Here is a 13,958-nt window from a genome sequence, read left to right as displayed (position 1 = left end):
GTTGATCCCGGTCTTTGATCTCACGACCAATTACCGAGAGGACAGCACAAGGTAGGGCCGACCACGAGTTGTCCGGCCGGTCTCCAACTTTCACGATGGGGGAGAACACCCCACCTGGACCTGACTAGTTCGCGACACCTACGCCGCGGTTGATCACCAAGTAAAGCGGCGGACACAGCACCGTCGCGTGCTGGCCGCTCTTTGCAGCCTTTGATCCACCATGCACGGTCGCGGTCCAGTACGGCCACGTCGTCATTTTGCAGTTCGCCCATGCCCAATAGCGGCCGGAGCCGCCCGAGCAATACGCTGTGGAGTAGGCGTTGCCGCCGCCCGTGGTGCACCCAGTCGGTGCTGCACTTGCAGTGGACGCGGACACCGGGATGAGGACCGCCAAACTCGCAGTTACAACCAGGACGGCTCTCGAGATTCGAGTTTTCATTTCGCTCCGTTCATTGAATGCTCGACATCATTGTTCCGTTCAATAGGGGCGATGTATGTCGTATGAACGCATGACTGCTCTAGCAGCTCGAATGTTCCGAAGCCATTGTCCGACAGAGAAATGATCGGTCGAACAGTAGCTTCAGCTAGGCGCGCGTCACGAGCGAAGACGGGACATTCCCCGCCGATTCGAGGCAACTCCGAATCCGCGCCGTGCTGTCGACGTGGGAGTGCGCGATCTTGGTCGAAGGTGCATCGAGCACGGCGATGTCTCGAGTAGAACTGTCTCGCCGGACGCGCCGCGATCCCACTCGGCTCGGACGACATCTGGACGAGTTGGTTTCGCGGGGACTCGTCAGTCGAGAACGGTCGCGCGATCAGCGGCAGCGCACTGTCGGGATAACTTCCAGCGGTCAAATCCTGCTTGATGCGGTCCGCGGCAGAATCCGGGCGGCAGAGGACGGGTTACTCCACATCACCCTGACGGGAATCGAATCTACAGTGTTCCGACAGTTACTTGCTCGGCTCGCAACTGCCTGTGAATGATTCGAGATGTACAGCCGGCCGCGGGGCAACCAATATCACAGCGTGATCGTGCGGGTGGGCTCCCAGATGGCGGGGTCACGGTGGGTGACGACGAAGACGGTGGCCGCCAATTCCCGCACGGCGCCGGCGATACGGCGCTCGGTGGCCTCGTCGAGGGCCGAGGTGGCTTCGTCGAGAACCAGGACGGGAGCGTCTTTGAGGAAGGCGCGAGCGATCGCCACCCGCTGACGTTCGCCACCGGAGAGAGCGGCACCCTGGTGTCCGATGTCCTGATGAATGCCGAGCGTCGAGCGGTCGAGAACGGCGCCGAGGGCAGCGCGCCTGGCGGCGTCCTCGATCTCGGTTTCGGTAGCGCCCGGTCTTCCAAGTCCGATGTTCTCCCCGAGGGTGCCCGAGAACACGAGTGGGTCCTGCGGCACGTAGCCGATGTGTGCCGCCAGGTCGTCGTAGGGCAAGTCGCGCAGTGAAACTCCGCCCAGAGTGACGCTGCCTTGGTCAGGATCATCGAAGCGCATGAGCAGCCCGAGAAGTGTGCTTTTCCCCGTACCCGAGCGTCCTGCGACGAGAACTCGCCCACCCGCGGGGATCTTCGCGGTGATGCCGCGCAGAACCGGAGCGTGGTCTACCCCGGCGACCTCGATGTCAGTTCCAACAGGGCGCGCGGCGTCCCGGGGTGCGGGCTCGGCCAGTGCGGGAGCCGAAGTCGCTGTGCGGTAGTCGCGAACCGTTGCGCGCAGCTCGTTGACTCCGATTCCGGCCAGGGCGAGTTCGTCGAGCGGCGCAGCGGCGCGGGCGGTGAGGATGACGAGGGCGAGAGCGGCTGCGGGATCGTCGAATCCGGTGGCAGCGAGGAAAATCACTGCACCTGCCAACGGCACAATGGTGGCGATCGCCGAGATGAATGTCGCTGGTGCCGCGGCGAGATTTGTCCGTGCAAGCGCGGCTTCCTGATTCCGCCAGCTTCGCTCGATTCGTTCGATGGAACGTGTGGGACCGGCTGCCGTACGCAGTAATTCGAGATGATCGGTGAGTTCGAGTGTCGACTGAGTTGCTGCGAGCTCGGCTTCGTGTCGGCGCTCGTCCGCTCGGCTGAGCGCACGCTGGGCCAGCGTCTGAGCGGCGAGCGACACGGCGAGCAGTCCACCGACGAGCAGCATGACACCTGGCCCCGCGACGACCGCGATCCCAGGAAGCAGGAGCAGCGGGATCAGCGGTGCAACCAGGAAGGTCTGAAGTTGGTGCGCGGGAACACTCATCAGCGACGGGATCCCGCGCCCGGCGACGGTGGCGAGCAGTGCCCGGTTGTCGTCGGTGAACCAGGACAGTTTCGCACGGGCGAAGGCATCGCCGAGAGCGTCGTAGAGATCGCCGACGAGTCGAGCCCCGGTGAAGTAACCGCCCCGCGAGACCAGGACGGTCACGAATAGAGCGATGGTGGCCGTGGCCAGGACGAGAACCGGCGACCGGTGATCAGCGATCGAGAGCGCGAGGGTGGTGTACGCGATCGCCTCGAGGACAGCGACGGACACCCAACCGAGTCCGATGGTGATCAAGCGTCGTCGGGCTACATTGGCGCTGTTCATTATTCGGCTCCAGTCAGGGCTGCACTGTGCGAGGCAGCGTCGTTCACGTTTCGACCGCCGAGGTCGAGTCGATCGTCGGCATCGTCTGCAAGAGCGGGGTCGTGGGTGACGATCACAATCGTCTTTCCTTCGTCATGTGCGAGGTGTCGCAATTCCTTCAGCAGTTCGGCGGCCGTGCGATCGTCGAGTGCACTGGTCGGCTCGTCGAGCAGCAGTACTGCTGCGGGCGAGAGGAACACCCGAGCAAGCCCGACGCGCTGACGTTCTCCTCCGGAGAGTGAAGTGGCGTCGGCATCGAGGCTGACGTCGATCTGTGCCCGGCGTAGTGCGGCGGTGTATTCCGCGTCCGTTGCATCGGGGGCGGCCAGCGCGATGTTCTCGCGCACCGTGGCAGGTAACACGTCTGCGCCCTGGGGTGTGAGCAGAACGGACGGTGGCCGCAGGTTCTCGTCGATCGCGGTGATGCTACGACCTGCGTAGCGGACGGTACCCAGTTCCGGGATCTCGAAGCCGGCCAATGCTTTCAGGAGCGTCGACTTGCCCGCTCCACTCGGTCCCGTGATCGCAGTGATCGCGGCTGGGCGGAATGCATGCGTGACGCCGTCGACGACTCTGCGGTCCGTGATCGTGACAGTCAGGTCGACGATCTCCAGGTGGTCGGAGGGACTCGCCGCCGGAACGGTGAGTGCTTCACCGGCAGGGAGAGTGGGTTCGTTCAGGGCAGTGGCGAGCCGGACCGCAGCAGAGCGTCCAGCCGCGACGTAGTCGAGGCCGTGCCCGAGTCGCAGGGCCGGTGTCACGATTGCGAGGCTGAAGAGAATGGTGGCGGCCAACGTCGTTGCATCCCAGTGAAATCCGACGGCATAGGCGATCGCGAACGTCGCTGTCGCCTGCATGAGGGCAACGGCGACGGCCGCAGGGGTAGCCACGAGTCGAACGCGCTCCTGCATTCCCCGGGTGAACCGTGCTGTCGATTCTGCATAGTCGGCGGCAGCGCCGGTCTGCGCGCCGTAGATCCGGCAGACGCGGATGCCGCGGGCATAGTCGTCCACGGCAGTCACGATGTCGCCCATGACATCTGCACTTTCGGCGCTGTGCCGAGCGGCCATTCGGGGGATCACGACCAGGTAGAACAGAGCTGCCACGATGCCGGGAGCCAGAGCGAGAAGCGCCACGGGGCCGGCTGAGGCAACCAACGCCGCGATCGTGACCGCGGGGACCACGATGAGTGTGGCGAACTCGGCCGGTAGGTGCGCAGTCATATGGTGCAGCGCCGAGATGTCGTCCGAAACGAGCCTCCTCAGCGCGTCTCCGCTGTAGCGGGACAGCGTGCTTGCCGGTAGGCGAACGAGGTGGGCTGCGAGTTGGCGGCGAAGCCTGGCCTCGAAAAGCGATTCCGCGTGGTGCGAGAGCCACGACGATGTGGCAGCGAGCGCGACGCCCACGAGCCATAGCGCACATGCCCACCCGGCCCAAGTCATCGACGGTTCACCGATGAGTTGCACGACGCACCAGAGCGCCCCGAGCATCGCGACCCCCGACGCTGCGGCCGCGACGACCCCGGCAGCCAATGCAGGCAGCGCCGGGCGCAAGGCCGGGACCAGCGACGGTTCGACGAGAGGGCGGGGCATGGATAACTCCTTGAATCAGCTTCAGGGTGCAGGCACGACAAATGACCGAGACCTAAGGTTAGGGGTCGATGGCTCCATGTGGTTATCGCCGTACGCCGATTTCTTACACTTGCCCAGCATCCGTCGGTGTCAGGATGCGGCCGAGATGGAATTCATGACGTCTTCCCACACGCCCATGACTGCGGGTTCGGTTGGACCGTTTGGGTGAAGACTGCCACGCATTTGCGGCGGAAGTCGTACATCTCGATCGAGCTGGTCAGGCCGTGAACGCCGTGGGTGCGGGTCAGCCAGCACTCCGAGACACCATTCAGGTCGATCATCGTCCGGCAGGTGTCCGAGGCTAGAGTCAATGTCCCGCCGAACATGGCTGCGGCGTCGAGGTCACCACGGTGGATCTGCAGGCATCCGTTCCCGGCGACGACGGTCGTGACGGGCAGTTGGTGGTAGGACAGGTGCTCCATCCCGGCAGCCATGAGGTGAGGATCGACTCGCCGGTAACCGAGGGCGCCCAGAGCGACCAGGCCGCTACGACGTTCGCTGCCGCCGTCCGCGAGGATGAAGTCGAGCTGTGTCAGCTGATCGGCCTGGGCCCAGAATGCGGGCGTATTCGACGTCTGGATGGGACGGCTTGTTTCCCTCGCAGTGCTCGGCGCAGTTCGCATCGCTTCGAAGGCGAGACGATCCGAGGCCGGGGTCAAATACGTGGTGTGTGAACTTGATCCGTGGATGTCGAACATGCGGAGCGTCGGCGGTATGTGCTGCTCTGCTTCCGTGGTCACCACCGAGCCGAGGGAGGCAACGTTCAAACGCAGAGAGACGAGCCCGGGCGCGCAGACCAACGGATCGCCGGGAACTGTCGGAACGGAGTACTTGCCCGAGTCGTTGACAGCCACCGGGCCTGCGACGGTGATTGCTACCGTGTCGTCCAAGAGCGGCAACATTTTGCCGACTACCTCAGGTGCGGTGTCGATCAGTCCGCCGCGGAATCCTGGACGCGCAAGCAGTGCGTCCAGGTCCGACATGCGTGCCAAAGCTGCGCAACGACATTCGCCACGGTGCGGGCACATCTCAGTAGACATCCCTTAGGTACCGCTTCGATCGTTTGAGGTTGTTGACGTAATCCTCGGCGGCGTCCGCATCCAACCCACCGTGCTCGGCGACGACCTCGTGCAATGCGTCGTCGACGTCCTTTGCCATCCGAGTGGCGTCGCCGCAGACGTACATGTGCGCACCGTTTTCGAGCCAGTCGAACAAGTCTCGGCCCTGCTCGCGCATACGAGTCTGGACGTAGATCTTCTCGGACTGATCGCGCGAGAAGGCCAGATCGAGGCGAGTCAGGACACCGTCACGGGTCAGCCCGTTCAACTCGTCCTCGTAGATGAAGTCGCTCGACTGATGCTGATCGCCGAAGAAGAGCCAATTCTGCCCCGACGCGTTGCGCGCGCGACGCTCGTGCAGGAAAGCGCGGAAGGGTGCGATGCCGGTTCCGGGGCCGATCATCACGACGGGAACAGCGTCATCGGCTGGTAGGCGGAACGAATTATTCTTGGAGACAAAAACTCCGACCCGATCGCCCTCGCCTACGCGGTCCGCCAGGTACGTCGAGCAGACGCCGCCGCGGTCCCGCTCGCCCGAGCGGTAGCGCACACTCGCTACCGTCAGATGGACGGTGCCGTCGTGGGCCAGCGGGCTGGAGGAGATCGAATAGACCCGATGTTGCAGCGGGCGAAGAAGTGTAAGCAGATCCTCGGGATTCAGGCGAATGCTGTTGTCCAACTGGAGGAGATCGAGAACGTCCTTGCCCCACAGCCACGCATCGAGCGCTTCCCGATCTTCCGTGTCGAGAATATGCTGCAGTTCGGCGTCGCCGCTGCGTCGGGCGATGTCTTCGATCAAATCGCGCGAGGGAATGGAGATCTCGTAGTCGCTGGTCAACACCTGGTCCAACGGTGCGGACGAGCCGTCTTTCGCGGTAACCACATAATCGCCGCTGACACCGAGCTGATGGATGATCGCCTCGACGAGGGCGGGGTCGTTGATCGGGCGGATGCCCAATCCATCTCCGGCCTCGTAGTCCAGACCGTCCTCGCCGAGCGCAAAGGTGAAGTGGCGGACTTCCTTGGCTGAGTCCTCGCCGGACAACAGCCGGTTGGCGAGGACGGTTGCAGGATAGGGGTTCTTGCGAGTCCACTGGGACTTGGTCTTCGTCTGAGCGGGCGCAACCGGCGAGGCAGCGGCCCCCGCATCACCGTCGACACCGGCCACCGCAGCGACGGCCCGAACGATCCACTCGGCCGCCGGATCCTCGTAGTCGACGTCGCAATCGGTGCGGTCGACAACCCGGGTCCCGCCGAGCGCTTCGAAGCGGGCGTCGATGTTCTTTCCCGACTGGCAGTACCCGTCGTAGCTGGTGTCACCGAGTGCGAGTACTCCGAAGTAGAGACCCTCCAGCCGGGGCGCACTCTCGGATTCGACTGCATCCCAGAACAGCTGCGCGTTGTCGGGCATCTCGCCCTCGCCGTAGGTGGAGGTGATGACGAGCACCCGGCGCATGGCGGAAAGTGCATTGATATCCACGGTGTCCAGACCCGCGACAAGTGGTTCGAGACCGTGGGCACGAGCAGCTGCGGCTGCGTCTTCAGTCAAGGACTCCGCGTTGCCGGTCTGACTTCCGTAAAGGATGTGCACGGCTGCGCCGGCAGCTCTCTCCACTGTCGCTGTTGCAGTACCGGTTTGACCGGACATGACAGTTCGCGAGTGTAGACCGGCCAGGAATCCGGAAAGCCACGCGCGCTGGTCGCCGGTGAACGGTGCGTATTCGGGGATGTACGGGATTTCCATGATTTGAAGCTCACCTACTTTCGGGGGAGGAGGTCAGGACACCAGGTCGGGGATCGTGCGCGAAGCGAACAGTTCGTCGAAGTTCGGCAGTGATCCGAGCTTGTCCCGATTCTTGTTGTCTTGAAACAGAATCCACCCGTACGTCGCCGGGCTGTCCATGGCCAACACGTTGCGTAGGCTCAGCGCCTGCTTGTAGTCGTCGACCCGCTTGGCTGCAATCAGCGCAGCCAACTGTTCGTCGTCGTAGTCGGCCAGAATCTCTTTCGAGTACTTGACCAAGTGCTGGACGAGGGCGAAGTCCTCGGTCAGCACCAGGTTTCGGGCCGCCTTCTGCACTGCTGGATCGTCGGGTCCGGACGCACCCGGCGTGCGGGCGGCGGCGAGTTGTTGTGCGAAGTGAAGCACGGTGTACGCACTGAGCAGCGCATACATCGTCGCGGTATCGGTCTCGCCATAGGCGGGGACTGCTCCGTTCAGTGCGGGGCGCCCATCGCGCACTGCGAGTTTGAACGTGCGGACCTGACGTGCTGCGATGGCGGACGCCAATTCTTCGAGAAGCTCTTTGTGCGACTTCGCAGCCAGGATTGCATCGCTGTCCTGGTAAAGCATCAATGCCTTGGGCATGGCGTAGACGAACGAGTGCTGTTCGACTTCCCAGTTCTCGAGTAGTCGGGTTCCGAGCGCGGATCCCGTTGCTTCCACATGCAGTTCGAGCAGGAGTTGTACCGCGTGGTTGTGGACGGCGGCCAGAGGATCGGTCGCAGCGGTGATCGAACCCAGCAGTACGGAATCGGTACTTGCTCGCAGTGCCAGTTCGCCGCGAGGGTCGTACTGGTAGAAGAACCCGCCGCTCATGCCGTTGCCGACACCCTTGCCGAACTCGCCGAGATTCACGACAGCACCGTTGGTCATGTACTCGCCGGCGAAGTCTCCGACACCTTCTACGACAGCACTGGCGCCGGAGTTACGAACTGCGAAGCGATCGCCTGCTTCACCTTCGACGAACACTCGTCCACCGGTGGCGCCGAAGAGTGCGAAGTTGCCGATCAACACGTTTCCACCGGCGTCACTGGAGCCGCCGCCTGGGCTGCGCACGGCAATCACGCCGCCGCTCATGCTCTTTCCTACGCCGTCGTTACATGTCCCGGTGTGTTCCAGGTGCATGCCGTCGTTGCAGAATGCGCCGAACGACAGGCCCGCAGATCCGGTCGTCAGGACGCGCACGCTGCCCGGCGCCAGGTAGCGTCGCCCACGCTCGTCGGTGAGTACTCCCGGAGCGAGAAGGCCGGGCGCTCCGTAGTTGAGTTCGCGTTCGAGGTCGATCGCCAACTGACCACCGACGCTCTTGTTCCGGTTACCCAGGTGCAGTGCACCTTCGGCGAATTCAGGTCCGGACACGGCGACCGAGGCCTCGCCACGGTTGAAGAACACCGTACGAACCTCGTCCATGATCTTCTCGTCGAGCGCGTACTCACGTTCGAGGTACACAGGATTGTCGATGGTGATGTCCGGGGCGGACTCGAACATCGCGTCCAGCTTCAGATTGCCGACAATAGACGGGTGATCGAGCAGATGCAGGAGATCCGTTCGACCCCGCGCTTCCTGAAGGGACCGCATTCCCAGATTCGCGAGCAGTTCCCGAGTTTCGTGAGCGATGTTGAGAAGGTACTGCGCCATCGCGCGGGGATCGCCGTCGAACAGTTCCGGGTTGGTGGTCAGACCGGCGGGGCACTTGATGTTGCAGTTCTTGGCCATGACGCAGCCCATCATCATCAGCGCCGACGTACCGAACTCGAAGCTGTCTGCGCCGAGTAGGGCGGAAGTGATGATGTCGCTGCCGGTCTGATGCGCGCCCGAGCATCGCAGAACGACTTTCTGGCGAAGGCCGTTGGCACACAGAGCTTGATGGACCTCCGCGATACCGACCTCGGCCGCACGACCCGCGTATTTGAGGCTGGTCACCGAAGCTGCGCCGGTGCCACCGGTATTTCCGGCGACGTTGATGACGTCGGCGCCGGCCTTGGCGACACCGACGGCGATGGTGCCGATTCCTTCCGAGGACACCAACTTCACGATCACCCGAATGCGAGCTGCCTTGCAGTCGTGGATGAGCTGAGCGAGGTCCTCGATGGAGTACGTGTCGTGGTGAGGCGGCGGCGAAACCAGTTCGACCCCGGGCGTTCCGCCGCGGGCGGCAGCGATGTCGACGGTGACCTTGGCGGCCGGAAGCTGCCCGCCCTCACCGGGTTTTGCGCCTTGGCCGAGTTTGATCTCGATCTCTTCGAGCATCGGATCGGCGAGGTAGCCCGCCCAGATTCCGAAGCGTCCGGATGCAAACTGCTTGATGCGCGATGCACGAATCGTGTCGTAGCGCGAAAGGTGTTCGCCGCCTTCGCCGCTGTTGGACATCGCACCGACCATGTTCGTGCCGTGCGCGACGGCTTCGTGCGCCGGAGCGTTCAGTGCGCCATGGCTCATGGCACCCGACGCCAACTTCGGGGTGATGTCGCTTGCACTCTGTACCTCGGAGAGAGGTACACCTGCCGGTGCGACCCTCAGCTTGGACAGGAACTCTGCCGCAATACCGGTTGCATTCAGCACCAGATCCGGGTCGGTGGCCTCGATGGTGACGTCGTCGGCAAAGGCGACGGAAAGAGCATCGCCGAGTGCTACCACCCGAGCGGTGTCGTCGGCCAGTGGACCGTCCAGGCTAAGTGTGTACCGGCCGTCCGCGGCAGATTCACACCGGATTCCACGCATCACGATCGTCTTATTGCCGCGCACCGAGAATCGGCTGATCTGGTCGGTGAACTCGGCTGTCGTCACCGCAAATGTGACATCACCGGGCACGGAGATGACATCGCGCAACGCGGCGGGACGACGCGATCGTTCCGCAGCCATGACAGTGGAAAAGTCCCGGTACCCGGCGGTGATGTCGAAGTCGTCGATCTGCTCGGTGGTCAACCGGTCGAAGCTCGTCGCCCGGTATGCCCCGGCGTCGAGGCGGAAGGCGTCGTCGAGCCGTCCGAGCGGCAGTAGACGTAGAGCCTCGAATTGTTCTGTTCCGGAGGGACTGTCGAACGCGATCTTCTCTTCGGTGAGTTCGACGTACTTACGGACCGCGGTGGTACCGAACGAATGCCCTGCGCCGTCTGCACGCTCCTTGAACAGGCCGAGCAGTGGCAGATCCTTCTCGCCCCCGACTGCGCTCGCACGCTCGTGCCACTGCTTCGAGGTCACCGCGACGGTGTCGAAACCGACGCCACCCACCGGTGACTTCATGTTGGGGAACCACTGGCGCAGAACAGGGTCGGACGTATCGAGGAAGTTGGGTTCGAAAAATTCTCCGCCGATGTAGCTTTCGACGGTGCACAGACCGACGCGTCCCATCGTCTTCATCAGGGACTTCTCGGCGGCCTTCGCGAAGCGTCGGAACGCGGCATCCGGGTCAGCGGCGAACTTCTCCTCGGCTCGCAACTGAACGGACAGCGGGTAGACGGCGGAAGCGCCGAAACCGAGTGCGGCCGCAACGTGGTGGGAGGACTCGATCTGGCCGCTCTCCACGATGAGAGAGACGCGCAATCGCAGGCCCGCGTCGATGAGGCGTTGGTTCAATGCTCCGACGACCATGATCGCGGGAAGTGTTGCGCGCTCGTGAGATACGTGGCGGTCGGTCAGGACTGCGATTCCGCCCTGTTCGGCCGCGAAGGCTACAACAGCGTCGCCGAGCGCGGTCATCGCGTCGACCATTGCCTGCGCGTCACCCTCGGCGGGGTAGAGCATTTCGAAGCGGCGGTGCGGAGTGTGGTTCTGTTCGCGGATCTTGAGCATGTCCAGGTGCCCGAGGATCGGCGAGGCGATGACGATCTGCTTGCCCTGTCCGGGAGACATCTTCGCACCCAATGCGACCCTGAGAGTCATACCGTCCGCTTCACGGATGCTGTCGAGGGGAGGGTTGGTTACCTGGGCGAATCGCTGCGAAAAGTAACGAGCCACGCCGCCTTCGCGGTCGCTGAATGCGTTGATGGCGTTGCCGTAACCCATGGCGGAGACCTTTTCGGCTCCGTGCGTGAGCATCGGATCCATCAGGAATTTGAAACTTTCCTGATCCAGGGAGTACGCCATGTAGCGCTGATGAACCTCGAAGGTGCCGTTGTAGCGGGTCGGGGAGCTGACCTTCTCCGCTGGCACGGCGGGAATGTCTTCGATCAGGATTCGCGATTGCTCCAGCAACGACCGGTAGTCGCGCTGAGCGGCAATCTTTTCCAGAGCTTCGCGGGCAGTGTAGGTATGGCGATCGCGATGATCGAAGTACAACATTCCGCCGGCCTCGACGCGGCCACGGTGAATCACCGTCTCGGGTGCGAACGCGATCTGTCCGGCTTCGGAGAATGCGCACACGTAGTCGTGTGTCTCGATCGTGCGTAGTGGACGCAGACCGAGGCGATCCAGGCGCGCACCGATGATGGTGCCGTCGCCGAACACCAGCGCTGCCGGTCCGTCGTTCTTCTCCTCGTACAGCGAGAAGTACTCGAACATCGCACGCACTGCGGGGGAGAGGGTGGTGTCGTTTTCCCAGGCAGGCGGCGTCATCGAGACCACAGCCGTCACCAGGTCGACACTGTCCTCGATGACGCGTGCTTCCAGGGTCTGATCGAGTCGGCAACTGTCGGACTGGCCGGGCGGACGGACGATCGCACGTCGTTTTGCACTGGCGACAGCAGCTTCGGAGAGCCGATTCTTCTTGTCCGTGTTCAGTTCTCCGTTGTGAGCCATGAACCGGAACGGCTGCGCCATCGTGGGATGCGGGTCCGTGTTGGTCGAGAACCGCGTATGGAAGTACATCGTGTGCACGGCGTGATCGGGGTCGACCAGGTCGCGGAAGTACGGGATCACTTCGTCGGAGTTCAAGCGACCCTTGAGAACCTGAGTTCGCGCGCTGAGCGAGAGTGGGTACAACCCGCGTAGTGCAGGGGTGTTGTACGCGATGGCTTCGATGGCGAGCAGAGCTTCGTGCACGAGGCGATCGACAACCGCAGGCTCGGGACGCGGAGTGGGGACCTCGAAAATCCACTGCCTGATCGGAAGCTGATGCGCGATGGCTGCCGGCCGAATCGCCGAGTCGTCGACCGGCACGTTGCGCACAGCGAGGGTGGTGAAGCCTCGGTCCAGAAGTTCGCGTTCCACCAGAGCGGCTGCACGAGCATGCTGAGCATCGTTGTCCGGAAGGAAGAAGTTGCCGACGCAGAAGTGGCCGGCGCGGAGATCTGAGCGCCCGGTGACCTTGCGGAAGAACCGGAGGGAGAGGTCAACCGAGACACCGCCGCCGTCGCCGACGCCCTCGGAGGACATACCGCCGCGGTGCGGAACCGAGCAGAGCGCTTCGCGGCCCTTGATCAGGACATCGTGGGTCTGCACGCCGTCCTTGCGCGTGATGAACCCGACCCCGCAACTGCTCTTGTCATCTGCGGGGTCGTACAAACCGACGATGGACGTGCTCACTGCAGCAACCTTCTCCCTGTCCTGGTTGCCCGGAGATTGTTCGACCGGGCAGATACGACGGCATGTATTCCGTCAGGGCAGGGCGTCGCTGCTTCGATGAAGCGGCACCCGAATGGGTTCAGACTACTGAGTAGAGGCTTACCTTAGTCAAGTCTGCTTGGTGTGACTTGGATCTGAGCAGGTCAGAGGGTTGCTTTGTAGGCAAGTGCGTAGGCGATCTTGCCCGGCTTGTCGTCTGTGTACGGCTTGGACAGCTTTGCGAACTCGCCCTTGGACTCGGCTTTGCCGTCGTTCCAGGCCGACAGGACGCCAAGATCGGTGGCAGTGAATCCGCTGTCGACGACGGCATCGCCTGTCAACGCTGTCTGTGCTTTGGTCACCGACTTCACGGTGCCCAGGTAGCTGGAGAGATCATCGCGATTCCAGTTGGTGAGGTCGACGGGCGCGGTGTCGCGGACCCAGGCGCCCCAGTAGAACTCCTGGAACGGAATCGTGCCTGCGGCGAATCCGATGTCGCGGGAGAAGTACATCAAGCTGCGGTACTTGTCGTCGGCGAAGTTGGCCAGGCCGACGCTCTTCGGCAGAGCCTGGACTGGTACCTGGTTTCCGTCGACGTCACGCGACCAGACCCACTTGTTCTTCTCCATCTCGGTCCAGAAGGCACCTTCACTCAAGCCGCTGAGGTTGCCGAGAACCCGCAGTCTCACGTGAAGGTCGGGACCGCCGTCGGCCGTCTCGATGAAGGACGTGAGGGTGTGGTGACCGTCGGTCAGGTAGAGATCGCCGCGGGGTCCGACGACCACGGTCTTCATGGGCGCGATGCTCTCGGCGGTTTCCTGACCCACTGGAATCTGGCAGGTGAAGGACGACGGGTCCTTCAGCGTCGACGCCGCAGTAGCGGTCGCGGCCTGGATCTGGCCGTTCGCCTCACACCAGTCGTCGAACTTCTTGTTGATCGTGTCTTTTCCGAGCGTGTATCGCCCGAGCTTGTAGTACACCTCGTCGTAGCCGAGTGACGGTTGTGTCGCGTGAACGTCGCCGATGCGCACGTCCAGGAGATCACCTTCCTTGGCGCACAGGTACTCCGATCCGCCGGCGGAGCCTGAGAACGAACCGGTGGAGATTCCGCCACACGCGAGGGGAGCGGCGACAGCGGGAGTGCTGACCGATGTTCCGGCGCCGAGCAGTGCCAGTGTTGTGAGTGCCGAGATGGCGGAACGACGCATGTGGGGATCTCTCCTGATGATGGGTTCGCACGTGAAGAAGCTTGCGTCACAATCGCTCAGGGTGGTTTCGGACTTACTGACAACAGACGTCCGCGCGGTGGCTACCACGTGAATTCACGTCGTAACCACCGCGCGGTGAGCCGGTTGGTTGATCAGCCTTGCAGTTGATCAGCCCTGCAGTTGATCAGCCT

The 13,958-nt window shown here is 63.1% G+C and carries 7 protein-coding genes; all 7 read right to left on the bottom strand.

Going from position 1 to position 13,958, the window contains the following annotated elements; translation table 11 throughout:
• Nucleotides 1–124: 124 nt before the first annotated feature.
• On the bottom strand, nt 125–439 hold the full coding sequence (locus M0639_RS27590; protein ID WP_064075066.1) for a hypothetical protein: 315 nt from the start codon (nt 437–439) through the stop codon (nt 125–127).
• Nucleotides 440–1,019: 580 nt separating this feature from the next.
• Nucleotides 1,020–2,567 (bottom strand): ATP-binding cassette domain-containing protein, encoded by a 1,548-nt coding sequence (locus M0639_RS27585; protein WP_064075064.1) that lies wholly within the window; start codon nt 2,565–2,567, stop codon nt 1,020–1,022.
• Nucleotides 2,567–4,198, bottom strand: a complete 1,632-nt coding sequence (locus M0639_RS27580; protein WP_064075063.1) for an ATP-binding cassette domain-containing protein — start codon at nt 4,196–4,198, stop codon at nt 2,567–2,569. The genes M0639_RS27585 and M0639_RS27580 overlap by 1 nt, the downstream gene beginning before the upstream one ends.
• A 152-nt stretch (nt 4,199–4,350) precedes the next feature.
• Complete coding sequence (locus tag M0639_RS27575) at nt 4,351–5,220, bottom strand: ChuX/HutX family heme-like substrate-binding protein (RefSeq protein WP_231915119.1); 870 nt, start codon at nt 5,218–5,220, stop codon at nt 4,351–4,353.
• A gap of 46 nt (nt 5,221–5,266) precedes the next feature.
• Nucleotides 5,267–7,039: a sulfite reductase subunit alpha gene (locus M0639_RS27570; protein ID WP_064075062.1), complete on the bottom strand. Its 1,773-nt coding sequence runs from the start codon at nt 7,037–7,039 to the stop codon at nt 5,267–5,269.
• Nucleotides 7,040–7,072: 33 nt separating this feature from the next.
• A complete protein-coding gene (locus tag M0639_RS27565; RefSeq protein ID WP_064075061.1) occupies nt 7,073–12,541 on the bottom strand; it encodes a glutamate synthase-related protein in 5,469 nt (1,822 codons plus the stop codon).
• Between the two features lie 182 nt (nt 12,542–12,723).
• Complete coding sequence (locus M0639_RS27560; RefSeq protein ID WP_064075060.1) at nt 12,724–13,767, bottom strand: ParB/Srx family N-terminal domain-containing protein; 1,044 nt, start codon at nt 13,765–13,767, stop codon at nt 12,724–12,726.
• Nucleotides 13,768–13,958 lie beyond the last annotated feature (191 nt).

Origin of the sequence: Rhodococcus qingshengii JCM 15477 (assembly GCF_023221595.1) — a bacterium.
GTDB lineage: Bacteria > Actinomycetota > Actinomycetes > Mycobacteriales > Mycobacteriaceae > Rhodococcus_F > Rhodococcus_F qingshengii.
This window is presented reverse-complemented; position numbering and strand designations above follow the sequence as displayed.